This window comes from Pseudomonas sp. URMO17WK12:I7 (assembly GCF_003269045.1).
Lineage (GTDB): Bacteria > Pseudomonadota > Gammaproteobacteria > Pseudomonadales > Pseudomonadaceae > Aquipseudomonas > Aquipseudomonas putida_J.
This window is the reverse complement of sequence record NZ_QLTL01000001.1, coordinates 361,561-386,829: the sequence shown is the minus strand read 5'-3', so window position 1 is coordinate 386,829 and position 25,269 is coordinate 361,561. Positions and strand designations below refer to the sequence as shown.

General features: G+C 63.0%; 24 protein-coding genes. 16 read left to right on the top strand and 8 right to left on the bottom strand.

Annotated elements, in window-relative coordinates; genetic code table 11:
• Positions 1 to 187: 187 nt before the first annotated feature.
• Positions 188 to 715 carry a cupredoxin domain-containing protein gene (locus H040_RS01955; protein ID WP_027919576.1) on the top strand — a complete coding sequence of 176 codons (528 nt, stop codon included), beginning with the start codon at positions 188 to 190 and terminating at the stop codon, positions 713 to 715.
• 68 nt (positions 716 to 783) lie between these two features.
• Positions 784 to 1,614, top strand: coding sequence for an NADPH-dependent 7-cyano-7-deazaguanine reductase QueF (queF, locus tag H040_RS01950; RefSeq protein ID WP_027919577.1), 831 nt, complete (start codon positions 784 to 786; stop codon positions 1,612 to 1,614).
• Between the two features lie 39 nt (positions 1,615 to 1,653).
• Here the strand turns inward: queF and H040_RS01945 are convergent, their stop codons facing one another.
• On the bottom strand, positions 1,654 to 1,917 hold the full coding sequence (locus tag H040_RS01945; RefSeq protein WP_027919578.1) for a DUF4404 family protein: 264 nt from the start codon (positions 1,915 to 1,917) through the stop codon (positions 1,654 to 1,656).
• 123 nt (positions 1,918 to 2,040) lie between these two features.
• Positions 2,041 to 2,604, bottom strand: coding sequence for a hypothetical protein (locus H040_RS01940; RefSeq protein ID WP_027919579.1), 564 nt, complete (start codon positions 2,602 to 2,604; stop codon positions 2,041 to 2,043).
• 189 nt (positions 2,605 to 2,793) lie between these two features.
• On the opposite strand from H040_RS01940, the gene H040_RS01935 reads away from it, so the two are divergent.
• Positions 2,794 to 3,501, top strand: coding sequence for an MlaA family lipoprotein (locus H040_RS01935; RefSeq protein WP_027919580.1), 708 nt, complete (start codon positions 2,794 to 2,796; stop codon positions 3,499 to 3,501).
• 51 nt (positions 3,502 to 3,552) lie between these two features.
• On the opposite strand, the gene H040_RS01930 is transcribed toward H040_RS01935, so the two are convergent.
• Positions 3,553 to 3,852, bottom strand: coding sequence for a PilZ domain-containing protein (locus H040_RS01930; RefSeq protein ID WP_027919581.1), 300 nt, complete (start codon positions 3,850 to 3,852; stop codon positions 3,553 to 3,555).
• Between the two features lie 270 nt (positions 3,853 to 4,122).
• Between H040_RS01930 and rssB the strand changes: the two genes are divergently transcribed.
• Together rssB and rssC are read left to right on the top strand one after the other, a co-directional pair.
• A complete protein-coding gene (gene rssB, locus H040_RS01925) occupies positions 4,123 to 5,307 on the top strand; it encodes a two-component system response regulator RssB (RefSeq protein WP_027919582.1) in 1,185 nt (394 codons plus the stop codon).
• On the top strand, positions 5,304 to 5,786 hold the full coding sequence (rssC, locus tag H040_RS01920) for an anti-sigma factor antagonist RssC (protein WP_027919583.1): 483 nt from the start codon (positions 5,304 to 5,306) through the stop codon (positions 5,784 to 5,786). The genes rssB and rssC overlap by 4 nt, the downstream gene beginning before the upstream one ends.
• Before the next feature lie 117 nt (positions 5,787 to 5,903).
• On the opposite strand, the gene H040_RS01915 is transcribed toward rssC, so the two are convergent.
• The 5 genes from H040_RS01915 to H040_RS01895 all read right to left on the bottom strand — a co-directional run bounded on the left by H040_RS01915 (position 5,904) and on the right by H040_RS01895 (position 12,894).
• A complete protein-coding gene (locus H040_RS01915) occupies positions 5,904 to 7,745 on the bottom strand; it encodes an alkaline phosphatase D family protein (RefSeq protein WP_027919584.1) in 1,842 nt (613 codons plus the stop codon).
• A 96-nt stretch (positions 7,746 to 7,841) separates the two neighbouring features.
• Positions 7,842 to 8,768: a transaldolase gene (gene tal, locus H040_RS01910; RefSeq protein ID WP_027919585.1), complete on the bottom strand. Its 927-nt coding sequence runs from the start codon at positions 8,766 to 8,768 to the stop codon at positions 7,842 to 7,844.
• 414 nt (positions 8,769 to 9,182) lie between these two features.
• Positions 9,183 to 10,193: a tRNA dihydrouridine(20/20a) synthase DusA gene (gene dusA / locus H040_RS01905; protein ID WP_027919586.1), complete on the bottom strand. Its 1,011-nt coding sequence runs from the start codon at positions 10,191 to 10,193 to the stop codon at positions 9,183 to 9,185.
• 156 nt (positions 10,194 to 10,349) lie between these two features.
• Entirely contained in the window at positions 10,350 to 10,952 is a 603-nt protein-coding gene (locus H040_RS01900; protein WP_027919587.1) for a phosphatase PAP2 family protein, read from the bottom strand.
• Positions 10,953 to 11,136: 184 nt separating this feature from the next.
• On the bottom strand, positions 11,137 to 12,894 hold the full coding sequence (locus H040_RS01895) for a phosphoethanolamine transferase CptA (protein WP_027919588.1): 1,758 nt from the start codon (positions 12,892 to 12,894) through the stop codon (positions 11,137 to 11,139).
• 423 nt (positions 12,895 to 13,317) lie between these two features.
• Here H040_RS01895 and H040_RS27215 point away from each other — a divergent pair, with 423 nt between their 5' ends.
• The 11 genes from H040_RS27215 to H040_RS01840 all read left to right on the top strand — a co-directional run bounded on the left by H040_RS27215 (position 13,318) and on the right by H040_RS01840 (position 25,172).
• On the top strand, positions 13,318 to 13,530 hold the full coding sequence (locus tag H040_RS27215) for a hypothetical protein (RefSeq protein WP_027919589.1): 213 nt from the start codon (positions 13,318 to 13,320) through the stop codon (positions 13,528 to 13,530).
• A 117-nt stretch (positions 13,531 to 13,647) separates the two neighbouring features.
• A complete protein-coding gene (sfnG, locus tag H040_RS01885) occupies positions 13,648 to 14,742 on the top strand; it encodes a dimethylsulfone monooxygenase SfnG (RefSeq protein WP_027919590.1) in 1,095 nt (364 codons plus the stop codon).
• A 166-nt stretch (positions 14,743 to 14,908) separates the two neighbouring features.
• Positions 14,909 to 15,508 carry a DUF2491 family protein gene (locus H040_RS01880; RefSeq protein ID WP_033696365.1) on the top strand — a complete coding sequence of 200 codons (600 nt, stop codon included), beginning with the start codon at positions 14,909 to 14,911 and terminating at the stop codon, positions 15,506 to 15,508.
• A gap of 12 nt (positions 15,509 to 15,520) precedes the next feature.
• A complete protein-coding gene (locus tag H040_RS01875) occupies positions 15,521 to 15,946 on the top strand; it encodes a DUF350 domain-containing protein (protein WP_027919591.1) in 426 nt (141 codons plus the stop codon).
• 16 nt (positions 15,947 to 15,962) lie between these two features.
• Positions 15,963 to 16,691 (top strand): DUF1190 domain-containing protein, encoded by a 729-nt coding sequence (locus H040_RS01870; protein ID WP_050437233.1) that lies wholly within the window; start codon positions 15,963 to 15,965, stop codon positions 16,689 to 16,691.
• Positions 16,692 to 16,693: 2 nt separating this feature from the next.
• Entirely contained in the window at positions 16,694 to 17,851 is a 1,158-nt protein-coding gene (locus H040_RS01865) for a glutathionylspermidine synthase family protein (protein ID WP_027919593.1), read from the top strand.
• Positions 17,852 to 18,133: 282 nt separating this feature from the next.
• Positions 18,134 to 18,616, top strand: coding sequence for a formate dehydrogenase subunit gamma (locus H040_RS01860; protein ID WP_027919594.1), 483 nt, complete (start codon positions 18,134 to 18,136; stop codon positions 18,614 to 18,616).
• Positions 18,610 to 20,169 (top strand): formate dehydrogenase beta subunit, encoded by a 1,560-nt coding sequence (locus H040_RS01855; protein ID WP_027919595.1) that lies wholly within the window; start codon positions 18,610 to 18,612, stop codon positions 20,167 to 20,169. Before H040_RS01860 ends, H040_RS01855 begins: the two co-directional genes overlap by 7 nt.
• Positions 20,166 to 23,036 carry a formate dehydrogenase subunit alpha gene (fdhF, locus tag H040_RS01850; protein WP_027919596.1) on the top strand — a complete coding sequence of 957 codons (2,871 nt, stop codon included), beginning with the start codon at positions 20,166 to 20,168 and terminating at the stop codon, positions 23,034 to 23,036. Before H040_RS01855 ends, fdhF begins: the two co-directional genes overlap by 4 nt.
• Positions 23,033 to 23,236 (top strand): formate dehydrogenase subunit delta, encoded by a 204-nt coding sequence (locus tag H040_RS01845; protein WP_027919597.1) that lies wholly within the window; start codon positions 23,033 to 23,035, stop codon positions 23,234 to 23,236. Before fdhF ends, H040_RS01845 begins: the two co-directional genes overlap by 4 nt.
• Before the next feature lie 130 nt (positions 23,237 to 23,366).
• Positions 23,367 to 25,172: an ABC transporter ATP-binding protein/permease gene (locus H040_RS01840; protein ID WP_027919598.1), complete on the top strand. Its 1,806-nt coding sequence runs from the start codon at positions 23,367 to 23,369 to the stop codon at positions 25,170 to 25,172.
• Positions 25,173 to 25,269: the final 97 nt, after the last annotated feature.

Genomic DNA, 25,269 nt, shown 5'->3' with positions numbered 1-25,269 from the left:
TGCGTCGGTGCGTTCACTAGAGCATTCGCGGGTAAACCCGCTCCCACAGGGATGATGGGATGGCTGAAATGATACGTGACTAACTCGAGCCTCGCCCAAGCTGACAAAGTTGTAATCTTCCTGTCAGCCAAGCGCCAGCCGCACCTTCCTAGAGTGGTCTCATCCCGCTGTGATCTTCGGAGTCATCATGAAACACCTGTTCATCACCGCCGCCCTGGCCCTGGTCAGCCTGCCCACCCTGGCAGGCGAGGCGAAAACCTTTGCATTTGGCGAGCCGGCCCCGGCAGCCAAGGCCAGCCGCACTGTCGAAGTGGTGCTCAAGGACATCGCCTTCGAGCCCACCAGCCTGCAGGTAAAGGCGGGCGAGACCGTGCGCTTCGTGGTCATCAACGAAGGCAAGCTGCCCCATGAGTTCAACCTGGGTGACAAGGCCATGCATGCCGAGCACCAGAAAGAAATGATCGCCATGCAGGGCAAGATGTACAACGCCGCCATGCAGCATGAGGGCATGGACCATTCGCAGATGGGCCATGCGCCTGCCAAACCGATGGACCACGGTGCCCATGGCCACGATGCCGGCAACACCGTGCTGGTTCAGCCTGGCCAGCGCGCCGAGCTGACCTGGACCTTCCGCAAGTCGGCACCCATCGAGTTCGCCTGCAATGTACCGGGGCACTACCAGGCCGGTATGGTCGGGGTGCTGACCATCGAGTAACCGGGCCTGCAAGGCGGGGTGCAAAACCGGTAGACTAGGGGCAATTTCGAACCTTCAGGTCAGTTTCCATGCATCCCGCCGCCGAACATTCCCCGCTGGGCAAGTCCAGTGAATACATTGCCACCTACACGCCTTCGCTATTGTTCCCGATACCGCGCACGGCCAAGTGGGCGGAGCTGGGTGTGACCGCCCAGACCCTGCCATGGCAGGGCGTGGACTTCTGGAATTGCTTCGAACTGTCGTGGCTGCTGCCTTCGGGCAAGCCGGTCGTGGCTATCGGTGAATTCGCCATTGCGGCCGATTCGCCGAACATCATCGAATCGAAGTCGTTCAAGCTCTACCTCAACTCGTTGAACCAGACCGTGTTCGCCTCGATCGGCGAGCTGCAGGCATGCCTGGTGAAAGACCTGTCGGCCGCGGCTGGCAAGCCGGTGGGTGTGCAGGTGCGTACCCTGGCGGAAGTAGAGGCGCAGGGCGTGGTTGCCTTGCCTGGGCAGTGCATTGATGCGCTGGACGTGGCGATCGACAACTACGAGCAGCCGCAACCGGAACTGCTGAGCTGCGACCCAGAGCGTATTGTCGAAGAGACCGTGCACAGCCACCTGCTCAAATCCAACTGCCCGGTGACCGGCCAGCCGGACTGGGGCAGCGTGGTAGTGGAGTACAAGGGTAGGGCGCTGGACCATGCCAGCCTGCTGACTTACCTGATCAGCTTCCGCCAGCATGCCGACTTCCATGAGCAGTGCGTGGAGCGGATCTACCTGGACTTGAAGAACCTGCTGCAGCCTGAGCACCTGACCGTGTATGCGCGCTATGTGCGTCGCGGCGGGCTGGACATCAACCCGTACCGCAGTACCGGCGCGATCAGCCCGGCGAACCTGCGACTGGTTCGGCAATAATTTCTGTGCAGTTGGGGCCGCAAAGCGGCCCCGGCTGTTTCATATCCCCATGCTGTGCAGCGAGTTGGCAATGCTGCGCAAGGTGGCGGTCAAATCCGGGTGGTCGGCTTCGAAACGTTCGATCGCCAGGTTCACCCCGTCGACCACGTTGTTGTCCGGTGTGGCTTCCTCGAGCTTCAACTGCGCTTCGATCTGCCTGGCCTCTTCATGCAGTGCGGCCAGTTCTTCATCCGAAAGCGGTACGTTGCGGTCCAGTTGCTCGCGCAGGCTGTTCAAGCGCTCTTGCAATTCGCGGGCAGGCATTGGCTGTTCTCCATCAATGGCTTGGCAAAGGCATGGACCTCAGCGAAGCGGCAAAGGTTCTCGCCTGTCTCTAGCGTAATCCACTCGCTGGTGCTTTGCATGATCCGCATCAATGGGGCTGTATCAGGGTTTTTCGCCCTTGCTGCAGCGCAGGGCGATGTCCGCAAGGCAGGTGTCCAGCTCTTCGAGGTGGTCGATCACTGAATGTACACCCAGGCTGAACAGGGCCAGTGTGGCTTTGCCACGGGCCAGGTCCTGCTCTTGCTGGGTCATGGCCTGCCATTGCGCAGAGCTGAGGTTGCACGAGGGGCTGCAGCCAGCCAGGCCCACCGTCCACAGGCCGGCATTGAGGCCTGATTGCAACAGTTTCGGCTCACCGCTGACCAGCACGCAACCTTCCAGCCGTTCGCTGTCCAGGCTCATCAGCGCCTGCCAGCATGCGTTCGGCGCCGGCCAGCGCACGCCGTTGACCGAGTGCCCCGGCAGCCAGTCCGGCAGCACGCTGGCCAGGCGCCTGCTCTGCAGGCTGCTCAGGTCGTCCAGCCAGATGCACGGCACCTGCGCGTGGCGCAGGCCGGCCAGCGTATCCAGGGCGCCAGGGGCGGGCAGGGGGCTGCCGTCGGTGGCCTGGACCAGGCAACCGCGCAGGCCGAACAGCACAGCGGTAATGGCAGGTGCAGCGAGCATGGTAACGTCCCTGAAATAGTCCGCAGGCTATTGGACGATTGTTACCGTGCTGTGACGAGCAACAGTTGTTCACAAATTATTGAGTAAAAATGTGTAAAGCTGATTATCAGCGTGCAAGCCTCTATAATGCCGCCGTACAGCAGCGCATCCGTTGCGCTTGCGGCCGAGAAATTCGATGGAGAAACATCTATGCGTAGGATCGGTGCCGGTGTGATCGAACGAGTCACCCAGGCCTTTGTCTGCGCCAGCCTGCTGCTGGCGCCCGTGGCAGCCACCCATGCCGCCACCGAGGAGGATCCTTGGGAAGCGGTCAACCGTCCGATCTTCCGTTTCAACGATACGATCGACACCTATGGCCTGAAGCCATTGGCCAAGGGCTATCAGTGGGTTACTCCGCAGTTCTTGCAGGATGGCATCCACAATATGTTCAACAACGTCGGCGATGTGACCAACCTTGCCAATAACGTGCTGCAGCTCAAACCCCATGCGGCAGGCGTGGATACAGCGCGGTTGATCGTCAACACCGTGTTCGGCCTTGGCGGCTTCTTCGATGTCGGCACCAAGATGGGCCTGCAGCGCAACGACGAAGACTTCGGCCAGACCCTCGGCCACTGGGGCGTACCAAGCGGTCCGTACGTCGTGATCCCGCTGCTCGGCCCAAGCACTGTGCGTGATGGCCTGGCCAAGTACCCGGACAGCTACACCGAACCCTACCGCTACATCAACGATGTGCCGGTGCGTAACTCGATCTTCGCCCTGAACGTGGTCGACACACGGGCCAGCCTGTTGCCGGCCGAGAAGCTGATTCAGGGTGACAAGTACATCTTCATCCGCAATGCCTACCTGCAGAACCGCGAGTTCAAGGTGAATGACGGCGAAGTCGAAGACGACTTCTGATCGTTGCAGGCAAAAAAACGGCGACCTTAGGGTCGCCGTTTTTGTAACAGCTCAATGCATGGCCAGGATACGCAGGCCCAACTTCTGCTGCCCGGCGGGCTGGTCGGCGATCCACACCACCTCGGTACTGGCATGCAGGCCCCTGAGTGCCGGGTGATCAGAGTCGATACGCACCTCCAGGTGGTCACCGACCTTGAATTGCTGCGGCGCCTGCACCTGCATGCCGCCGCTGGAAAGGTCCAGGCACACCGCGGCGATCACCTGCCCCTCATGCAGCAGGCTGACCTCGGTGTCGATGCGCATGCGGATGAAATCGCGTTTCTCGCTGTGATTGGAGGGCGTCTGAGGCATGCTGCATCCTTCCCAATAGGTTGTACTGGTTGGCATTCTTATAACTCTCGGTGATTTGCCCTGTAAAGAGCAGCGAACTCGACCGACGTATGCTTGAAACGCCTGGCGGATGGGAGTACCGTCTGCGCCTTACGAGTTGCCTCTGCCGGTTGCCTGGCCCGAGTTATTGGCCTACAACTCAAGTAGAGCGTTACCACAGAGTATTCCAGCAGTTGGATGTCAGCCTTGCAGACGCCCCTGCACCACCCCAAATCGGCGCCGTTCGCCCACATGCAGAAAATCAGTGCAACGCTGCTGATCATCGATGATGACGACGTGGTCCGTGCGAGCCTCGCCGCCTATCTGGAAGACAGTGGCTTCAGCGTCCTCCAGGCCAGTAATGGCCAGCAGGGGCTCCAGGTCTTCGAAGAACACCAGCCCGACCTCGTGATCTGCGATCTGCGCATGCCGCAGATGGGCGGCCTCGAACTGATCCGCCAGATCAGTGAGCGCGCGCCGCAGTTGCCAGTGATCGTGGTGTCCGGTGCCGGCGTGATGAGCGATGCGGTCGAGGCCTTGCGCCTGGGTGCCGCTGATTACCTGATCAAACCTCTGGAAGACTTGGCCGTACTTGAACACTCTGTGCGTCGGGCGCTCGACCGCTCGCGCCTGGTGCTGGAAAACCAGCGTTACCGCGACAAGCTGGAAGCGGCCAACCGCGAACTGGAGGCCAGCCTGCACTTGCTGCAGGAGGATCAGACCGCTGGTCGCCAGGTGCAGATGAACATGCTGCCGGAAAGCCCCTGGAAGCTCGGTGAGTTCACCTTCGAGCACCAGATCATCCCCTCGCTGTACCTGTCGGGCGACTTTGCCGACTACTTCCGTGTGGATGAGCGGCGCATTGCCTTCTATCTGGCTGATGTCTCTGGGCATGGCGCGTCTTCGGCGTTCGTCACGGTGTTGCTGAAGTTCATGACCACGCGGCTGTTGTTCGAATTCAAGCGCAGCAGCAAGCTGCGTGAATTCAAGCCTTCGGAAGTGCTCAGCCACATCAACCGCGGGCTGATAAACTGCAAGCTGGGCAAGCACGTGACCATGGTGGGTGGCGTGATCGACGAAGAAACCGGCCTGCTGACGTACGCCGTGGGCGGCCATCTGCCGCTGCCGGTGCTGTATACCCCGGGCGAGGCCCGCTACCTTGAGGGCCGGGGCCTGCCGGTGGGGTTGTTCGACGAAGCGAGCTACCAGGACCTGGTGATCGAGCTGCCGCCGCAGTTCAGCCTGAGCCTGATGTCCGATGGCATTCTGGACCTTTTGCCGGGGCACACGCTCAAAGATAAAGAAGCTGCCTTGCCGGATATCGTCAAGGCGGGGGGTGGTAGCCTGGATGGGCTGCGCCAACGATTCGGATTGGCTACGCTTGGGGAGATGCCGGATGATATCGCCCTATTGGTGTTGAGCAGGAACCTTCAATGAGTACCGGTAGAATCCAGTTCGCCGAGCAGAGCGGTACCTTTGTACTGAAATTCGTCGGTGAAGTGCGCTTGACCCTGTGTTCGGCACTGGATGCGACGATCGAGAAGATTTTCACCGCGCTGAACTTCTCGACCATTGTCATCGACCTGACTGAAACCGAAAGCATCGACAGCACCACCCTGGGCCTGCTGGCCAAGCTGTCGATCCTGTCGCGGCAGAAGGTGGGCCTGTTGCCGACCGTGGTCACCACCAACCCGGATATTTCGCGCCTGCTGCAATCCATGGGCTTTGACCAGGTGTTCAACATCGTCGACCGCCCGGTACCACGCCCTGAGTGCCTGACCGACCTGCCGTCGCAGGATCAGAACGAGGATGTGGTGCGCTCCAAGGTGCTGGAGGCGCACAAGATTCTCATGGGGCTAAACGACTCCAACCGCGAAGCCTTCCATGACCTGGTGAATGCGCTGGAGCGGACCTGACCCTCAGCCTGTTGCGGCCTCTTCGCGGCTAAAGCCGCTCCTACAGGCCCACCATTCCTGTAGGAGCGGCTTTAGCCGCGAAGAGGCCAGCAAGGCCTCCACCACTCACAAGGCCTGTCACCCTCGCTGCGCAAACTCAGTCGCTTCACCGCCATCCGCACTCAGTTGAAGCACGCGCGCCGGGCGCCCCTGTTCATCGAAGAACACCTGCCCCAATCCCGCCCCATTCCAGAGCCGCTCCCCAGCCCTGCTGCGGCTGGGCGTACGTGGCACTACCTCCATCTGCCTGCGCTTGGTAAACCAGTTCAGCGGTGAGCGTGGTGAGTACAGCCAGCGGTTGAGCCGGTCCAGCACGTCCAGCAGGCGCCGCGGGAACTCGTTCTTGATGCCGCTGCTGGTCACCTGCCAGAGGTGCGGGCTACGCTGGCGATGGCGGATCAGCACCTCGTAGACGAACGAATAGTGCACATCACCCGACAGGACCACGTAATGCCCCGGCGTGCGCGAATGGCGGAAGATGTTCAGGATGACCTGGGCCGCGCCACGGTGGGCCATCCAGTTCTCGGCATCCACCAGCAATGGGTAACCCAGCCAGCTGAACACCTTCTGCACGCTCTCGATCAGCTTGACGCCGAAGATCGGTGCCGGTGAAACGATGATTGCCGAAGGGTGGTCCAGCAGCGCCTGCTGCAGCTCGCACAGCGCTTCCCAGTCGAGCAGGCCAGACGGCTTGCCCAGGTCACGTTCGCTGCGCCAGCGGCGCGTGCGGGTGTCCAGCACCAGCAGCGGTGGCTCGCTGGGCAGGCTGTACTGCCAGCCCTGGAAGCGCAGCAGCTCGTCAATCAGCGGGTCCTGCTGCCGGGGCAGTGCCCGGCACTGCTCGACCAGTCCGTTGCAGGTATCCGGGTCATTGCCCCAGGCCTGGCACAGCAGGTAGCCGAGCAGCGCATTGCCGATGATCCGCCGCGAGAACGGGTGGCCGTAGGCGGTTTGCTCCCACTGCGCCGAGAGGTTCCAGTCGTCGGTGATGTCGTGGTCGTCGAAGATCATCAGGCAGGGCAGGTGGGCCATTACCCGCGCCACTTGGCCCAGGTTGGCAGCGAAGGCCTCGATCAGCGGCAGTTCCTCGCGGTAGCGCTGCTGGTGCTGAGGCTTCAGGCCTGCGGGCATGTGCAGGTCAATCATGCGCCAGGGCTGCGGCGACCACACCAGCAGGTACATGGCCATGACTTCGGCGAAGGTTACCAAGTGGTTGTCGGCATTGCTGGAAGAGAAGATCGGCTTGCGCTTGCCGCCGAAGAAGCGCTCACGCAGGGTTTCGTTGCCTGCCTGGGCAGGCAGCAGGTCGGCGCGATGGTAGTAGCTGGCTGGATGGCGGTAGAGCGCCTGGCTGTCGCTGACCACCGCGCCGTCCAGTGCTTCGTCGAACAGCCCCAGGCGCTCGATCAGCGAATGAATGGCGCGCAGCATCGGGCCGGCGACGTCATCGGCGTAAACCTGATCGCCCGTCATCAACAGGGCGGCGGGGCGTTCCTGCGGGTGCTGGCAGGCCAGCAGCAGGCGGTCGGCGCAGAGAAGGCCATCGGCGGCCGGGTGATGGGGTTTGCGGCAGGACCCATGCAGCAGGTGGTCAAGGCGCTCGCGCAGCACCAGGCTGGGACGTTGGCTGCCGGGGTAAAGCAGGTGCGGGGCCCAGTCGGCAATGCCCTGGCCATTGATCAGCAGGTCGTATTCGACGGCGACGTTGCGCGGCAGGGGCTCGGCGAAGTGGATGTCCAGCAGGTGGATGAAGGCGTGCTGGCCGACTGCAACGATCTGGCAATCGACTTTGGCGGTGCCGTCGACGTTGAATTCGGGTTGCAGAGGTTGGCTGCCGACCAGCCAGATGGCCAGCCTTTGCGGTTCGAGGCGGCGCAGTACGGGGCCTGCGAGTACGAGGGGCAGTGGGGATGAGGTCATTTTGCCTTTGGAGTCAGAACGCGTTCACAGCCCGCGGAAACACAACGGGCGGAAAATGCTGAACATTTCCCGCCCGCCTGGCAAACCTTAGATGTATCAGGCTTTTTCAGCCATCAACTTCTCGAGTTTTTCCTGATCCCGGGCGAACTGGCGAATACCTTCAGCCAGCTTCTCGGTGCCCATGGCATCCTCGTTCATCGCCCAGCGGAACTGGCTTTCGTTCAGCACCTGCTTGGCCTCGCCGGCATTGCCTGGTTTCAGGATGCGTGGCAGTTCGCCCTGGTCGCTGCCGAGTTTGTCCAGCAGGTCCGGGCTGATGGTCAGGCGATCACAGCCAGCCAGTTGTTCGATCTGGCCGAGATTGCGGAAGCTGGCGCCCATGACCACGGTGTCGTAGCCATTGGCCTTGTAATAGTTGTAGATACGCGTGACCGACTGCACGCCCGGGTCCTCGGCGCCGACGTATTCCTGGCCGGTACTCTTCTTGTACCAGTCGTAGATGCGGCCCACGAACGGCGAAATCAGGAACACCCCGGCATCGGCGCAAGCCTGGGCCTGGGCGAAGGAGAACAGCAAGGTCAGGTTGGTCTGGATGCCTTCTTTTTCCAGCTTCTCGGCGGCGCGGATGCCTTCCCAGGTGGAGGCCAGCTTGATCAGCACGCGGTCTTTCGATACCCCTGCGGCTTCGTACAGGGCAATCAGCTGGCGCGCCTTGTTCAGCAGGGCCGGCTCATCGAACGACAGGCGCGCGTCCACCTCAGTGGAGATGCGCCCCGGGATGACCTTGAGAATGCCCGCCCCCACGGCCACGGCGAACTTGTCGCAGGCCAGGTCGACATTGCCCTTGGCATCGGCCTTCACCTGCTTGAGCAGCTCGGCATAGCCCGGGATGGCGGCAGCCTTGAGCAGCAGCGACGGGTTGGTAGTGGCATCGACCGGCTTGAGGCGGGTGATGGCATCCAGGTCCCCGGTGTCGGCGACCACGGTGGTGAACTGCTTGAGTTGTTCCAGCTTGGAGGTCATGGCGTGCTCTGTCCTGTGCATTTACTCGACATTACCCGAGCCCAGACGGGCGCTCAAGAGGCCTGTGGGGCAGGGTGAAATTGCCGAAGGTGATGATTCGAGTCAGCAGCTGGCGCGAGGTTCCCTGGGGTTCATCTTGAGGGTGTTAGCGCCTATCAGATCGAGCGCCGCCCGCGCGGCGCATCGCGGATAAATCCGCTCCTACATCTGTTGCAACGTGGCCATGCCTGTCAGGCCATGGTTGTCAGCCGATTTGCACGGCTCAAGGCATGCGCCAAGGCGGACGACCATGGCGTAACAGGTTCGGCACGTTGCAACAGATGCAGGAGCGGATTTATCCGCGATGCGCCGCGCGGGCGGCGCTCGATCTCACAGACGCTGAAATGCTCCGGCAGCCCTATCCCTTTCCGAACCTCACCGCCCCTGCATCAACTCCGCCGCCTGATCGAACACCTTCAACGGCTCCGCCGCCTTGTGAATATCCGCCGACAGCAACTGCCGGAACCGCCGCGCCCCCGGGAAGCCTTGCCCCAGCCCCAGGATATGCCGGGTGATGTGATGCATCGCGCCCCCGCTTTCCATATGCGCCACGATATAAGGCCGCAACTGCTCCAGCGCCTCACTGCGGCTCACCACAGCTGCCTCGCTGCCAAACAATTGCTGGTCCACCTCGGCCAGCAGATAAGGGTTGTGGTATGCCTCACGCCCCAGCATCACGCCATCGAAGGTCGCCAGATGCGTCTGGCACTCCGCCAGGGTCTTGATCCCGCCATTGAGCACGATCTCCATGTCCGGGAAGTCTGCCTTCAGTTGCGCGGCCACGTCGTAGCGCAGCGGTGGGATCTCACGGTTCTCCTTCGGCGACAGCCCCTCGAGAATCGCGATCCGCGCATGCACGGTAAAACTGCGGCAACCGGCCTCACGCACCTGGCCGACGAAATCGCACAGCTCGGCATAGCTGTCGCGGCCATTGATGCCGATGCGGTGTTTCACCGTCACCGGCGTGGCTACCGCATCCTGCATGGCCTTCACGCAATCGGCCACCAGCGCCGGGTGGGCCATCAGGCAGGCGCCGATCATGTTGTTCTGCACCCTGTCGCTCGGGCAGCCGACGTTGAGGTTGACCTCGTCGTAGCCCGCTTCCTCGGCCAGCTTGGCACAGGCGGCCAGGTCAGCCGGCACGCTGCCGCCCAGTTGCAGGGCCAGCGGGTGCTCGGAGACGTCGTGGCGCAGGAAGCGGTGGGCGTCGTTGTGGAGGAGGGCGCCGGTGGTGACCATTTCGGTGTAGAGCAGGGTTTGCTTGGAGAGCAGGCGCAGGAAGAACCGACAGTGGCGGTCCGTCCAATCCATCATCGGCGCAATGCTGAAGCGGCGGGACAGCTCAGGCCTTGTAGTACTTGGGTTCGTGGTCTGTTCTAGGGGCATTGTGGGCCAGGGCAACGATCGGAACATGGAAAAAGGCCGATGGCGCGGTCAGTGACCTCGCCAGATCGGCCTTCGGGAAAAGTTGCCCTAGTTTACCAAGAGTGACAGGCCTGTGCCTGCCCACTGCAAGGGTGGCGACCCAACGCCAGTTTTACCTCAGCCCCGCAGCCAACCCGCCCTGATCGGCACCGCCATCAGGCTGCGATAGCACCGTTGCACCAGGTGGGTGACAGGCAGGCCGATACGTTTCCAGACAGGCGAGAACCCTGCATACACCAAAAACGAAACGACCATCGCCCCCACCATGTCGAGCGGGAAGTGCACGCCCAGGAATACCCGCGCCCAGGCGACGCTCAACCCGGTCAGCAGAATGACCACCCCCCAGCCCGACAAACCATCCAGCAGCAAGGTCAAGCCAATGCAGCCGAATACGGTCATGTGGTCGCTTGGGAATGACGAATCGGGTGCGTGCAACATCCACGTGTGCCCCAAGCCCATCATGAATGGCCTTGGGTGTGGCCAGATTGCCCAGATGAGCTGGTTGGCGAGCAAGGCGATCACGGTAATCAAGGTCGCTTTCAGCATCAGCCTGCGCTCGCCAGGGCTGCCCCACAACCAGAAGCCCAGCAGCAGCACGGGAAGCAGGTAGATCAGGCCGGCAGCGATGCCGATGGCGAGCTGGATCATCCAGTGCGGTGTGTCATCGCCTGCGTTGATCAGCAGGAAAAGGGTGCGGTTGAGTGCTTCAAGTTCGCCCATGTTTTACGTCCCCGCAGTGGTTGCAAGCGCCCATAGCTTCATTAAAGCCGCTTGCTTTGTTTGCGTTCTAACTAAGGTATGAAGATTGTGTCATCAGGCAGGTGTGCGAGCGTGGGCAAGAAAAAGGCCGATGGCGTGGTCGGTGACCTCGCCTTCGGCCTTTGAACAGCCAAGTAGCCGATCGCTACTTCTGAACGTTGGCAGCCGTTTCCTGCGTGTGTTCTGCCTTGTCCTGCGGCAGCAGGTCAAACTCATGCAGCCCGTCTTTGCGGTAGGGGTCACCGATCCAGCGAGGTGCTGCGGCAAACTGCGCGTTCACCAGGCTCTTGGCCGGTTCGTACTTGTCGTAACTCAACCCTGCCAGGTCCGACAGCGTATGAATCAGGTGCGAGCTGCTGTAGGAACGGTTGGCCATCGACTGCAGGTCCCGTGGGTGTTCGGCCTGCCAGCTGGGTGAAGTCCACAGCAGGAACGGCACGGTGTACATCGGCCGGGTGGGTGCGCCTTCGTTGCGGCCCAGGCGGTCGTGGTTGCCGGAGCTGTACACGTCTTCGCCGTGGTCGGACAGGTACAGCAGGAAGCCGTTGGGCGTGGTCGCCGAATACTGCTTGATCAGGCTCGACACCACGAAGTCGTTGTAGCGCACGGCGTTGTCGTAGAAGTTGTAGGTTTCTACCTGGTCATCGGTCAGCGCGTCAGGCGCACCTTTGCGATCGGTGAAGTGCTGATAGGCATTCGGGTAGCGGTAGCGGTAGTCCATGTGCGTGCCCAGCAAGTGGACAATGATGAACTTCTTCGGCGCCGGGTCCTTCAGGGCCTGTTCGAACGGTGGCAGCACCACTTCGTCGTACTGGCTGGCGTTCTGGTTGCGCTGGTTGTTCAGGTACACCTGCTCGTCCGTCTGCTGCGAGAAGGTGGTGAGCATGGTGTTGCGCTTGGTCATGGTCTGCTGATTGGTGATCCAGAAGGTCTTGTAGCCCGCCTGCTTCATCAGGTTCATCAGCGACGGCTCGGTGAGGAAGCGGTCGGGGTGTTCTTCGTCGCCGAAGGTGAGAATCTGCTGCATCACCTCGATGGTGTAAGGGCGCGGGGTGACCACGTTCTGGAACACGGTCAGGCTCTTGTCGGCGGCGGCCAGGGCGTCGAGGTTTGGCGTGGTGTCGCGGTTGTAACCGTACAGGTGCATGTGCTCGCGGGTGGTCGACTCACCGAGCACCAATACCAAGGTGCGCGGGGCTTCGCCGCTGCTGTCCTGGAGGTTCTGCAGCGGGGGCAGGGCGGCGTTCTGGGCCAGCAGGTTCTGCATGTTGTTCAGCTGTTGCAGGTATTGGCGGTAGCCGACCACCAGCTGCCAAGGCACGGCAGGTTCCATGCGTTGCTGCACTTTCTCTGCCGCATCGGCGAAGTTGCGTTCCTGGGTGACCATCTGCTTGTAGAACGGCAGCACCAGGTTGGCGAACAGCAACAGTACCGCCACCGGGACTCGGCTGCGCAGGCTCAGGGTGACCGGGCGGACGCGCGTCCACAGCAGTACCGCACCCACGGTGTAGGCCACCAGGCCGAGCATCAGGCCAATGCTGAAGTACTGGCTGAAGTATTCGCCCGCTTCGGCGGTGTTCGACTCGAACATCACGAAGATGACGCTTTGCGAGAACTCCTGATGGTAGATGCCGAAGTAGCTCAAACCCACCAGCGAGGCAGCCCACAACATTACGCCGATGACGGCGGCGAGGGTGCGGGTGAGGCGTGGCAGCAGCAGAACCGGGACCAACCACAGGGTGCTGAGGAACAGCGCGTCACGGAAGCCCGCAAAACCGGTGGTGCCACTGAACAGCAGAAGCGCCTGGGTGACGCCGGAGAAATACCAGAAGAACAGCAGGAGCCAGCCCAGGCCGGCCCAGTCCACGCGCTTGGTCGCGGATGGGGATGCGGTGTTTGCCACGTGTGCCTCGTAGAACCATGGCGGCAACCCAAAAAGGGGCTGCCGGAAAGGCAGTGACGCTAGAGGGCGGCATGTGAAAATTGCGTTAACGAATTATCTAAAAAGTCTTAACAAATCATTACGGTGACGTGGCTCCTACAACCGAATACCTGCTTTGTGGCCTGGCCGTGGCTTAGCAGGCCGTCACCACGCGGCCCAAGTCAACTCCTACCGTCATGACGCTGTCGATGATTCATGAGAGGGAGGTAGTGCGCACGTTGCTGGAGTCGGCGCGGTCTTTGTAGGAGCGGCCTTGTGTCGCGAAAGGGCTGCGAAGCAGCCCCGGCAATAGTCGCGACAACGCCTAGGCCCTTTCGCGACACAAGGCCGCTCTTGCAACGACTGCGCAGTAGCTTGATGTCAGCGCTTTCAAGAGGAATGAGAATGGACAAGGACTTTGATGGAGCAACCAGCAGACTTGGCGTCACCGCCGGCTCGGCCACCTGCCTGGAAGGCGTGGCCAAAGGCAAAGCACGGATTCAAGCGGATGTATTGGAGGTGAGAGATCAAAAGGTAATCCATACCTTGCAGCATGTGGCTCGGCTAGCGGTGCAGGTGTTGGCTGGCGCACAGTGTTTCAGCAGCTTGCCTTGCTAGAGGCAGGCAACTGCTCCAGATCTTTTCGTCATCTCGTTGAACTTGAAGCACTTTCTGCTCTGGCACGGTTGCTGCTCCGTTCCCTGGACTTTCTCACGTCCTGCCAAGGAGCCTCCCATGAGCCAGCAACCGATCACATTCGCCTACTGGGTCCCCAACGTCAGTGGTGGCCTGGTGGTCAGCACCATCGAGCAGCGCACCAGCTGGGACATCGGCTACAACCGCAAACTGGCGCAGATCGCCGAGCGGGCCGGTTTCGACTACGCCCTGTCACAAATCCGCTTCACCGCCGGCTATGGCGCCGACAACCAGCACGAGTCGGTCACCATCAGCCACGCGCTGCTGGCGGCCACCGAGAGGCTCAAGGTCATCGCTGCCATTCTGCCGGGCCCTTGGAACCCGGCGCTGGCGGCCAAGCAGCTGGCGAGCATCGACCAGTTCACCAATGGCCGTGTCGCCATCAACGTGGTATCGGGCTGGTTCAAGGGCGAGTTCCATGCCATTGGTGAGCCGTGGCTGGACCATGACGAACGCTATCGCCGCTCCGAGGAATTCATCCGGGCGCTCAAGGGCATCTGGACCGAAGACAACTTCACCTTCAACGGCGACTTCTATCGCTTTCGCAACTACAACCTCAAGCCAAAGCCGTTGCAGCAGCCGCACCCGGAAATCTTCCAGGGCGGCAGTTCGCGGGCGGCGCGGGACATGGCGGCGCGGGTGTCCGACTGGTATTTCACCAACGGCAATACGGTAGAAGGGATCAAGGCACAGGTCGACGATATTCGTGCCAAGGCCGCTGCCAACGGGCATTCGGTGAAAGTCGGGGTAAATGCCTTCATCATCGCTCGCGATACCGAGGAACAGGCACGGGCGGTGTTGCAGGAGATCATCGACAAGGCCAACCCCGAGGCAGTGAAGGCTTTCGGGCATGAAGTGAAGCATGCCGGTTCCGCCAGCCCGGAAGGCGAGGGCAACTGGGCCAAGTCCAGTTTCGAAGACCTGGTGCAGTACAACGACGGCTTCAAGACCAACCTGATCGGCACACCGCAGCAGATTGCCGAGCGCATCGTGGCGTTGAAGGCAGTGGGGGTGGATTTGATTCTGTCCGGGTTCCTGCATTTCCAGGAGGAAGTGGCGTACTTCGGGGAGCAGGTGTTGCCATTGGTCAGGGCGCTGGAGGCAGAGAAGGCAGAGGAGCAGGCTGTCGCCTGAACTGCGCATCACTCAGGGGGCGTTGCCGGCAAGGCGGTGATGAGGCCGGTAGTAACATCACATTTCCAGCGACAAGAATGCTCACACCATCAGTATTGGCCATGGCGGTCAAACCCGTTAAGGTGTCGCCCCCAGCAAGGAACGCCGCGACCCCAGGGAGTAGTTGATGTCGCTTTTCAATCGCGCCAGCCCGCCTTTCGGCCTGCGCAACGGCAGTACTTTCACACCTGCCCGAACGCTCGAACCGTTGCTCGACGGTTACTCTGAACTCCAACTCCCCGGCCCGGAAATAGTGTGCGCCTGCGGCGAGGTCGACCTTGGCGAGTCCGTACGCCTGTTGCGTTATTACCTGGACAACGACGATTACTGGTTGCAAGTACTGATGCACGGCAGCCAGCCAGGCGATATCGTGCTGTTCGGCTACCACAGCGCCATCGCCGTGCGCGACGAGGCGCACCGGCAGTACCTGGTCGGCTGCCTGTCCAAGGTCGGCCTGCCGATCTATACCCATGAAGGCTGCCTTTACTCCCGCCAATGGGGGCAGGCCCAAGGGCAGGCTGAGCTGATCCAGTTCCATGAGCAGGTGGTCAACCCGCAAACCCGCTATGGGGTCCAGCACCTTTCGATGCTTTATGCCCGCGACACGGGCCTGCTCCACCGCCGCGAATTCCTGCTGTTTTCCCTCGAAGAAGATGAGCACGGCGCGCTCACCTTCACCACCTCGCTGGGCGTCACCCTGTTCCCCACGGACTTCAACGTAACCTGACAAGGATTCACCATGCTCGACGCGCTTCGTCTGTCACTCAATGCTTCGGCGGTGACCGGCTTCATCCTCTATATCAGTGTGGCGCTGCTGTTGTTCTGGCTGTTCCAGTTCATCTACACGCGTATTACGCCCCACCGCGAGTTTTCGCTGATCCGCGAAAACAATCCGGCGGCCGCCATCGCCCTGGGTGGCTCGCTGATCGGTTTCTCGCTGCCGGCCAGCAACATCATCGCCTACAGCGTGAGCATTCTCGACTTCGTTGCCTGGGTGGTGATCGCAGCCGTGGTGCAATTGCTCGCCTTTGGCCTCACCAGCCTGGTGCTGCGCGACCTGTCCAGGCGCATCGTCAAAGGCGAACTGGCTGCGGCCATTTACGCCGCCAGCGTGGCAATCAGCGTGGGCTTTCTCAATTCGGCCTGCATGACCCCAGCGGCCTGAAGTGCAAGGAGCCCCCATGAATTCCCCTATCCGACGCAGCCCCGTCAAGCTGGTGCTGGCCGGCTCGCTGCCGCTGGCACTGACCGCTTGCGGCCCGCAGGAAGAGCTGTACACGGTTACCCAGCAAAGCAATTACGACAGCGTGGCGGCCTGTGTGGCCGACAAGGTGCCCGAAGCCGCCTGCAACGATGCTTTCAAGCGGGCGCTTGCGGATTATCAGCGCAATGCGCCGACGTTTTTCACCAAGGCGGAGTGCGAGGCGCAATTCACCCCGGACGGTTGCCAGATCACCGTTGGTGGCCGCTACATGCCGCGCATGAGTGGCTTCGAGTTGCAGACCAGTGCTGAGGTCACGCAGTCTCAGCTCGACGCAGGTTACGCCCAGGGCGGTGGCTACGGCCATGTGGCCACCGCTGCAGTGGCCGGCATGCTGCTTGCGCAGATGGGCAACAGCGCTGGCCGCCACTACAACGCGCAACCGTTGTATGCCTACCGCGATGGTGCAGGCCAGCGGCACGGTTTGCTTGGCCAGCGCTACGCTGCCACGGGCGGCGGCATTCAGCGCGTGAAGCAGGATGAAGAGAGCAGCAGTGCTTCGAGTGGTGGCGGGGGTGGCTACGGTGTTTTAAGCCGCAACGAATCGCGTTCTGCAACCTCGGCCTCGGTCACGCGTGGAGGCTTCGGTGGCCAGGCCACGGCGCGCAGCGGTTGGGGCGGCAGATCCGGCAGTTTCTTCGGGGGGTAGGCATGCGCAAGGTCGAACTGGCCGAGCGCCCCGACTGGCGCACGACAGCCCTGCGCGAGGGCTTTGCCTTTCACACTATCGACGGCGAGCGTTACTGGGACGAACGTGGTTACTACCAGTTCAGCGAGGCCCAGGTGGTGCATGATCTGCACGCCCCGACCACAGAGCTGCACGCGATGTGCCTGGATGCAGTTGGGCGTATCGTAGAGAGCGAGGCACTGATGGCGCGCCTGGCGATTCCGCCAGCCTTCTTCGATCTGGTACGCCGCTCATGGCACGAAGGGCAGGCGCACCTCTACGGGCGCTTCGACTTCAGCTACGACGGCAACGGCCCGGCGAAGTTGATCGAGGCCAACTACGACACGCCCACCTCGCTGTACGAAGCTGCGGCGTTTCAGCTGATCTGGCTGGAGGAGCAGATCCAGCGGGGCGTTCTGCCCGCCGATGCGAGCCAGTTCAATACCCTGGCCGAGGACCTGGTGCAGGCCTTTGCAGCGATGCCGGGGCATGGCGAGTTCCATTTTTCGACCCTCTCCGGTTCGCTGGAGGATCGCGGTACCACCGACTTTCTGCGCAAGATGGCCGAGCATGCCGGCATCCGCACCCGGCATATCGACCTGGAGGACATCGGCCTGAACGGCGAGGGCCGCTTCGTCGACCTGCAGGGGCGGGCGATTGCGCGGCTGTTCAAGCTGCATGCCTGGGAGCACATCTTCCACGAGGACTTCGGCCAGGCAATTGCAGGTTGCGACACGCAGTTCGTCGAACCACCCTGGAAGGCGTTGATTTCCAACAAAGGCATTCTGCCGTTGCTCTGGGAATGGCATGAAGGCCATCCGAACCTGTTGCCGGCCTTTATCGACGACAGCCCGCAGTTGCCGGTGCCCAAGGGCTGGGTACGCAAGCCGTATTTCTCGCGGGAAGGGGCCAATGTGGATATTCGCACCGCTGAGGGGGAGCGGGTTTTCGAGGACGGGCCATACACTGATGCGCCGTACATCCTGCAGGCGTTTGCACCACTGCCGAGGTTTGCGGACAGCTATACGCTCATTGGGTCCTGGGTGGTGGGGGGCAGGGCCTCGGGCATAGGCATCCGCGAAGATGATTCGTTGATCACCAAGGACAGTTCGCGGTTCTTGCCCCATGTGGTGATTGGCTGAAGGGCCGCTTCGCGGTTTGCCCGCGATGGGGCGAGCAAAACCAGCACACGCCTGCAGGTCGGTTTCAGGATGCGCCTGGTCGTTCGCATACAACCCCCCGGCGCCACAAGTGCCATGCTTGTGGGATGCCCATGAGCCCAGTGCGCGCAGACGCACGGCCATCGGCAAGGAGGCCCCCGTGCCCACGCCACCGTGACGTGGCCGGTGTGCCGCAGCAGAAGACGCCGGATACCTGCCCTCTATAACAATTCAGGCCGGGTCCGTGATGCCGAGGTCCGCTGTATGCCTGATGAACTGCTCCACCTGCCCGTTATCCAGAGCATCCTGAACCGTGACAAGGACACCCCCGGCGCGCTGTTGCCGATCCTTCACGCCATCCAGGAAGCCATCGGCTTCATCCCCGAAGCTGCCGTCCCGGAAATTGCCCATGCCCTGAACCTCAGCCTGGCCGAGGTGCGCGGGGTGATCAGCTTCTATCACGACTTCCGCACCACGCCGCCCGCCCGTCACACCTTGCGCCTGTGCCGCGCCGAATCGTGCCAGAGCCGTGGCAGCGAAGCCCTGGCCGCGCAACTGCGCGAACAGCTGGCGCTGGATGACTATGGCACCAGCGCCGACGGTGCCATCAGCCTGCGCCCGGTGTACTGCCTGGGCGCGTGCGCCTGCTCGCCGGCGCTGGAACTGGACGGCCAGGTGCATGCACGGCTTACCCCCGAGCGCCTGCGGGTGCTGGTGAAGGGTTGCCTGGAGGGCGAAACATGCTGAAGGTGTTCATCCCCTGTGATTCGGTAGCGCGCGCAGTGGGCGCCGATCAGGTAGCCGCTGCCATCCTTTCGGAAGCCGAGCGCCGCCAGCTGCCGGTCCAGATCCAGCGCACCAGCTCACGCGGGCTGTACTGGCTGGAGCCACTGGTGGAGTGTGAAAGCACGCAAGGGCGCCAAGGTTTCGGCCCGGTCAGCCCGGCAGATGTACCGTCGCTGCTCGACGCGCTGGTCGGCCAACCCGGCGGCCATTCGCTGGCGCTGGGCCCGGTCGAAGAAATGCCTTACCTGAAAACCCAGCAGCGCCTGTTGTTCGCCCGCGCCGGCATCACCCGCCCATTGTCGCTGGACGACTACCGTGCCCATGGCGGCTTCAAGGGCCTGGAAAATGCCGTGGCACTGGGCGGCGCCGCCGTGGTCGCCAGCGTGCTCGATTCCGGCCTGCGCGGCCGGGGCGGGGCGGCGTTCCCGGCGGGCATCAAGTGGCGCACCGTGCGCGACGCAAGGCCTGCGCAGAAGTACGTGGTGTGCAACGCAGACGAGGGCGACTCCGGCACCTTCGCCGACCGGATGCTGATGGAGGGCGACCCCTTCCTGCTGATCGAAGGCATGATCATCGCCGGCCTCGCCGTCGGGGCCGACAAAGGCTACATCTATGTGCGCTCGGAATACCCGGATGCCATCGGTGTGCTCAACCAGGCCTGTGCCATCGCCCGCGCCGCCGGGTACCTGGGCAGCGACGTGGCCGGCAGCGGCCAGGCCTTCGACCTGGACGTGCGGGTCGGTGCCGGTGCCTATATCTGCGGCGAGGAAACTGCGCTGCTCGAATCCATCGAAGGCAAGCGCGGCATCGTTCGCGCCAAGCCGCCACTGCCCGCGCTCGAAGGCCTGTTCGGCCTGCCGACACTGGTGCACAACGTGCTCACCCTGGCTTCGGTGCCGACCATCCTGGCTGAGGGTGCGGCGTTCTACCGCGATTTCGGCATGGGCCGTTCGCTGGGCACCATGCCGTTCCAACTGGCTGGCAATATCCGTCACGGCGGCCTGGTGGAACGCGCCTTCGGCCTCACCCTGCGCGAGCTGGTGGAAGGCTATGGCGGCGGCACCGCCAGCGGTCGCCCGCTCAAGGCAGCCCAGGTCGGCGGGCCGCTCGGCGCCTGGGTACCGCCCAGCCACTTCGATACCCCGCTGGACTACGAGGCCTTCGCCGCCATGGGCGCGATGCTCGGCCACGGCGGCGTGGTAGTAGCCGACGACACCCTGAACATGGCCAGCATGGCGCGCTTCGCCTTGCAGTTCTGCGCCGAGGAATCCTGTGGAAAGTGCACCCCGTGCCGGATTGGCTCGACCCGCGGCATGGAGGTGGTCGACCGGCTGATCGCGACCAGCGACTTCAGCGAGCGCCATGACCAGGCCCTGTTGCTGCGCGACCTGTGCGACACCATGCAATACGGCTCGCTGTGTGCCATGGGCGGTATGACCGCCTACCCGGTGGCCAGCGCCCTCACGTATTTCCCCGCCGATTTCGGGCTGACCACCACGGAGGCCGCGCAGTGATCAATTACTTCGACCCCGAAACCGATCTGGGCACGCCTGCCCGCGACAGCGACGTGCAGGTCAGCCTGAACATCGATGGCCGCAGCATCAGCGTGCCGGCCGGCACCTCGGTGATGCGCGCCGCCGCGCTGCTGGGCACCAGCATCCCCAAACTGTGTGCCACCGACAGCCTCGAGGCGTTCGGCTCGTGCCGCATGTGCATGGTGGAAATCGAAGGCATGCGTGGCTACCCGGCCTCGTGCACCACGCCGGTTGCCGAGGGCATGGTGGTGCGCACGCAGACTTCACGCCTGGCCGACCTGCGGCGCAATGTGATGGAGCTGTACATCTCCGACCACCCGCTCGACTGCCTGACCTGTTCGGCCAACGGCAACTGCGAACTGCAGACCGTCGCCGGCCAGGTCGGCCTGCGCGAGGTGCGCTACGGCTACGATGGCGCCAACCACCTGGCAGAGAAGAAAGACACCTCCAACCCGTATTTCAACTACGAGCCGAGCAAGTGCATCGTCTGCAGCCGCTGCGTGCGTGCTTGCGAAGACATCCAGGGCACCTTCGCCCTGACCATCACCGGGCGCGGGTTCGATTCGCGGGTGGCGGCGGCCGGCGGCGACAACTTCTTCACTTCCGAATGCGTGTCGTGCGGCGCCTGCGTGCAGGCCTGCCCGACGGCGACCCTCACCGAGAAGAGCCTGGTCCAGCTGGGCCAGCCCGAGCGGGCGGTGATCACCACCTGCGCCTACTGCGGCGTTGGCTGCTCGTTCCGCGCCGAGATGAAGGGCGACCAGCTGGTGCGCATGGTCCCGGACAAGAACGGCGGCGCCAACCATGGCCACGCCTGCGTCAAGGGCCGCTTCGCCTGGGGCTATGCCACTCACCCCGATCGCATCACCAAACCGATGATCCGCAAACGCCTGGAAGACCCGTGGCAGGAAGTCAGCTGGGACGAGGCGGTGACCTACGCCGCCAGCGAGTTTCGCCGCATCCAGCTCAAGTACGGGCGCGATTCCATTGGTGGCATCACCTCCAGCCGCTGCACCAACGAAGAAGCCTACCTGGTGCAGAAACTGGTGCGCACGGCGTTCGGCAACAATAACGTCGACACTTGCGCGCGGGTGTGCCATTCGCCAACGGGCTATGGCCTGAAGCAGACGCTCGGTGAGTCGGCAGGCACCCAGAGCTTCGACTCGGTGATGCAGGCTGACGTGATCCTGGTGATCGGCGCCAACCCCACCGACGCCCACCCGGTATTCGGCTCGCAGCTCAAGCGCCGCCTGCGCCAGGGCGCACGGTTGATCGTCATCGACCCACGGCGCATCGACCTGGTCGACTCGCCCCACGCCCGTGCCGACCTGCACCTGCAGCTGCGCCCCGGGACCAACGTGGCCATGCTCAACGCACTGGCTCATGTGATCGTCAGTGAGGGCCTGCTGGCCCAGCGTTTTATCGACGCCCGTTGCGAAACCGAGGATTTCGCCCGCTGGCGCGATTTTGTCAGCCTGGCGGAAAACGCCCCGGAGGCCCTGGGGCCTGTATGCGGCGTGCCCGCCGAGCAGATTCGCGCCGCCGCCCGGCTGTACGCCAGCGGCGGTAACGCGGCGATCTACTACGGGCTGGGTGTGACCGAGCACAGCCAGGGCAGTACCGCGGTGATGGGTATCGCCAACCTGGCGATGGCCACCGGCAACATCGGCCGCGAAGGGGTAGGGGTGAACCCGCTGCGCGGGCAGAACAACGTGCAGGGCTCCTGCGACATGGGGTCGTTCCCCCACGAGCTGCCCGGCTACCGGCATATTTCCAATGAAGGCGTGCGCGCCGAGTTCGAGCAGGCTTGGGGCGTGACCCTGCAGCCCGACCCGGGCCTGCGCATCCCCAACATGTTCGAAGCGGCGCTGGACGGCAGTTTCAAGGCGCTGTATTGCCAGGGCGAGGACATCGCCCAGAGCGACCCCAACACCCAGCACGTCACCGCCGCCCTGCGGGCGATGGAGTGTGTGGTGGTGCAGGACATCTTCCTCAACGAGACGGCCAAGTTTGCCCACGTGTTCCTGCCGGGCAGTTCGTTCCTCGAGAAGGACGGTACCTTCACCAACGCCGAGCGGCGCATCTCGCGGGTGCGCAAGGTCATGGAGCCGCTGGCCGGCAAGGCCGACTGGGAAGCCACCGTGGCCCTGGCCAATGCCCTGGGCTACCCGATGAACTATCGCCATCCGGCCGAGATAATGGACGAGATCGCCCGCCTGACGCCGAGCTTCCACCGCGTCAGCTATGCCGAGATCGACCGCCACGGCAGCCTGCAGTGGCCCTGCAACGACGCCGCCCCGGACGGCACCCCGACCATGCACATCGACCAGTTCGTGCGTGGCAAGGGGCGCTTCATGCTGACCGGTTATGTGCCCACCGACGAGAAGGTCAACAGCCGCTTCCCGCTGCTGCTGACCACCGGGCGCATCCTCAGCCAGTACAACGTCGGCGCCCAGACCCGGCGTACCGGCAACACCGCCTGGCACGATGCCGACCGGCTGGAGATCCACCCCAGCGACGCCGAAAGCCGTGGCATCCGCGAGGGCGACTGGGTGGGTATCGGCAGCCGTGCGGGCCAGACCGTGTTGCGTGCCAGGGTCAGTACGCGGGTGGCGCCGGGGGTGGTGTACACCACCTTCCACTTCCCCGAGTCTGGCGCCAACGTGATCACCACCGACAACTCCGACTGGGCCACCAACTGCCCGGAATACAAGGTCACGGCGGTAGAGGTGGTGAAGGTGTTCCACCCTTCGGAATGGCAGAAACGCTACCAGGACTTCAGTGATGAACAGCGGCGCCTGCTCAAGGAACGCCGCACTGCGGAAAAAGCCGAGGTACGCCGATGAGCAGCGACAACCTGGTCAAAATGGCCAACCAGATCGCCCACTACTTCGACAGCGAGCCGGACCGGGTGCTGGCGGTGCAGGGGGTGAGGCAGCATCTGCAGAGCTTCTGGACACCGGCGATGCGCCGGCAACTGGGGGAGTGGATTGCTGCCCATGGTCAGGACGGGCTGGATGCGAAGGTGGTGGAGGCCTTGGCCTAGTGCTCGCCTGTTCCGGCCCCTTCACGGGCAAGTCGGGGCCGGAACAGGAAAATGAAATGTCCGTCATTTATGCAAGACGAATCCCCCCGCGATGCTACGCTCGCGGAAACACTCGTCACGGATATTTCCCATGGACATGAACTGGCACGAGGCCCTGCAAGAGAGCCTGAGCTGGCTCGCAATTGCCTCGTTCGTCACCCTCATCGGCTTCACCACCGCTGCCTGCCTGGCCGTGCGCTACACGCGCTGGGGCAGCCAGTTCTGGCAGCTGGCCGGGCCTTACTTCACCTTCCGCCGCAGTTGGCGCCCGCTGCTGGTGTTCGGCCTGCTGCTGGTGCTGACGCTGTTCTCGGTGCGCCTGAACGTGCTGTTCTCGTTTTGGTACAACGGCTTCTACAGTGCCCTGCAAGCCCTCGATCAGACTGCCTTCTGGTACCTGTTGGGGGTGTTCGCGGTGTTGGCCACCATCCACGTGTTGCGTTCGCTGTTCACCTTCTACGTGACCCAGGCCTTCAGCATCCAGTGGCGGGTGTGGCTGACCGAGCGCCTGACCGGCGACTGGATGAAAGGCGATGCCTACTACCGCGGCCGCTTCCTCGCCGAGCCGGTGGACAACCCCGACCAGCGTATCGAACTGGACGTCAGCGCGTTTGTCAGCAACTCGGTGTCGCTGGCCCTGGGCGCGGTCAGCGCACTGGTTTCGCTGGTGGCCTTTACCGGCATCCTCTGGGGCCTTTCGGCGCCGCTGACGGTGGCGGGGTACGAGATTCCCCGGGCGATGGTATTTGCGGTGTACGTTTATGTGCTGATCGCCACCTGGATTGCCTTCCGTCTCGGCCAGCCGTTGATCCGCCTGAATTTCCTCAACGAAAAACTCACGGCGAACTTCCGTTATGCACTGATGCGCCTGCGCGAGAATGCCGAGAACATTGCCTTCTACCAAGGCGCGCCGGTCGAGCGGGCGACCTTGCTGGGGCGCTTCGGCGCGCTGATCGGCAACGTCTGGGCGCTGGTGTTCCGGAACCTGAAGTTCAGCGGTTTCAACCTCGGCGTCAGCCAGGTGGCAGTGGTGTTCCCGTTCATCCTCCAGGCGCCACGCTTCTTCAGCGGGGCGATCAAGCTGGGTGACGTGATGCAGACCTCCCAGGCGTTCGGCCAAGTGCAGGATTCGCTGTCGTTCTTCCGTGAGTCCTACGACACCTTCGCCCAGTACCGCGCCACCCTCGACCGTTTGACCGGTTTCCTCGACGCCAACGACCAGGCCAGCGCGCTGCCACGGGTGCTGACCAAAGACCAGCCACGGGCGCTGGACATCATCGGCCTGCAGGTGCTGCGCCCGGACGGCCATGCGCTGATCGCCGACCTCGACCTGCGCCTGCACGGCGGCCAGGCGCTGTTGATCAAAGGGCCGTCGGGCAGTGGCAAGACCACCTTGCTGCGTGCCCTGGCGGGCCTTTGGCCCTATGCCGAAGGCGAAGTCCGGCGGCCATTGGGCACCGAGGCGTTGTTTCTCTCGCAGCGGCCTTACCTGCCGCTGGGCGACCTGCGCACTGCCATTGCTTACCCGGCCGACAGCCAGCCGGAGGACGAAGCACGCATGCAGCAGGCCCTGCGCGAGGTCAACCTGGCGCACTTGGCCGAGCGGCTGGCGGTAAGTTGCGACTGGTCGAACATTCTGTCGGTCGGTGAGCAGCAACGCCTGGCGTTTGCCCGGGTGTTGTTCAACCGGCCGCAGGTGGTGTTCCTCGACGAGTCCACCTCGGCGATGGATGAGGGCTTGGAGCATGCGATGTATGCGTTGTTGCGCAAGGAGATGCCCGAGACCTTGCTGGTAAGCGTGGGGCATCGCAGTACCTTGGCCGATTTCCATACTCACCGGCTGGAAGTGGACGGGCAGGGGGGCTGGTCGCTGCGCCAGCAGGAGGTCTTGGCTTAACCTTCAACAGCTCGGTTGCCAGTGCCGGCCTCTTCGCGGGCAAGCCCGCTCCCACAGGTTCTTCACAGCTGTCCAGAGCTGCGCAATCCCTGTAGGA

What these genes read in the sequence shown, in the direction of transcription:
- H040_RS01955 (WP_027919576.1), top strand. Translation starts at nt 188, where the DNA reads ATGAAACACCTGTTCATCACCGCCGCCCTGGCCCTGGTCAGCCTGCCC.
- queF (WP_027919577.1), top strand. Translation starts at nt 784, where the DNA reads ATGCATCCCGCCGCCGAACATTCCCCGCTGGGCAAGTCCAGTGAATAC.
- H040_RS01945 (WP_027919578.1), bottom strand. Translation starts at nt 1,917, where the DNA reads ATGCCTGCCCGCGAATTGCAAGAGCGCTTGAACAGCCTGCGCGAGCAA.
- H040_RS01940 (WP_027919579.1), bottom strand. Translation starts at nt 2,604, where the DNA reads ATGCTCGCTGCACCTGCCATTACCGCTGTGCTGTTCGGCCTGCGCGGT.
- H040_RS01935 (WP_027919580.1), top strand. Translation starts at nt 2,794, where the DNA reads ATGCGTAGGATCGGTGCCGGTGTGATCGAACGAGTCACCCAGGCCTTT.
- H040_RS01930 (WP_027919581.1), bottom strand. Translation starts at nt 3,852, where the DNA reads ATGCCTCAGACGCCCTCCAATCACAGCGAGAAACGCGATTTCATCCGC.
- rssB (WP_027919582.1), top strand. Translation starts at nt 4,123, where the DNA reads ATGCAGAAAATCAGTGCAACGCTGCTGATCATCGATGATGACGACGTG.
- rssC (WP_027919583.1), top strand. Translation starts at nt 5,304, where the DNA reads ATGAGTACCGGTAGAATCCAGTTCGCCGAGCAGAGCGGTACCTTTGTA.
- H040_RS01915 (WP_027919584.1), bottom strand. Translation starts at nt 7,745, where the DNA reads ATGACCTCATCCCCACTGCCCCTCGTACTCGCAGGCCCCGTACTGCGC.
- tal (WP_027919585.1), bottom strand. Translation starts at nt 8,768, where the DNA reads ATGACCTCCAAGCTGGAACAACTCAAGCAGTTCACCACCGTGGTCGCC.
- dusA (WP_027919586.1), bottom strand. Translation starts at nt 10,193, where the DNA reads ATGCCCCTAGAACAGACCACGAACCCAAGTACTACAAGGCCTGAGCTG.
- H040_RS01900 (WP_027919587.1), bottom strand. Translation starts at nt 10,952, where the DNA reads ATGGGCGAACTTGAAGCACTCAACCGCACCCTTTTCCTGCTGATCAAC.
- H040_RS27215 (WP_027919589.1), top strand. Translation starts at nt 13,318, where the DNA reads ATGGACAAGGACTTTGATGGAGCAACCAGCAGACTTGGCGTCACCGCC.
- sfnG (WP_027919590.1), top strand. Translation starts at nt 13,648, where the DNA reads ATGAGCCAGCAACCGATCACATTCGCCTACTGGGTCCCCAACGTCAGT.
- H040_RS01880 (WP_033696365.1), top strand. Translation starts at nt 14,909, where the DNA reads ATGTCGCTTTTCAATCGCGCCAGCCCGCCTTTCGGCCTGCGCAACGGC.
- H040_RS01875 (WP_027919591.1), top strand. Translation starts at nt 15,521, where the DNA reads ATGCTCGACGCGCTTCGTCTGTCACTCAATGCTTCGGCGGTGACCGGC.
- H040_RS01870 (WP_050437233.1), top strand. Translation starts at nt 15,963, where the DNA reads ATGAATTCCCCTATCCGACGCAGCCCCGTCAAGCTGGTGCTGGCCGGC.
- H040_RS01865 (WP_027919593.1), top strand. Translation starts at nt 16,694, where the DNA reads ATGCGCAAGGTCGAACTGGCCGAGCGCCCCGACTGGCGCACGACAGCC.
- H040_RS01860 (WP_027919594.1), top strand. Translation starts at nt 18,134, where the DNA reads ATGCCTGATGAACTGCTCCACCTGCCCGTTATCCAGAGCATCCTGAAC.
- H040_RS01855 (WP_027919595.1), top strand. Translation starts at nt 18,610, where the DNA reads ATGCTGAAGGTGTTCATCCCCTGTGATTCGGTAGCGCGCGCAGTGGGC.
- H040_RS01845 (WP_027919597.1), top strand. Translation starts at nt 23,033, where the DNA reads ATGAGCAGCGACAACCTGGTCAAAATGGCCAACCAGATCGCCCACTAC.
- H040_RS01840 (WP_027919598.1), top strand. Translation starts at nt 23,367, where the DNA reads ATGGACATGAACTGGCACGAGGCCCTGCAAGAGAGCCTGAGCTGGCTC.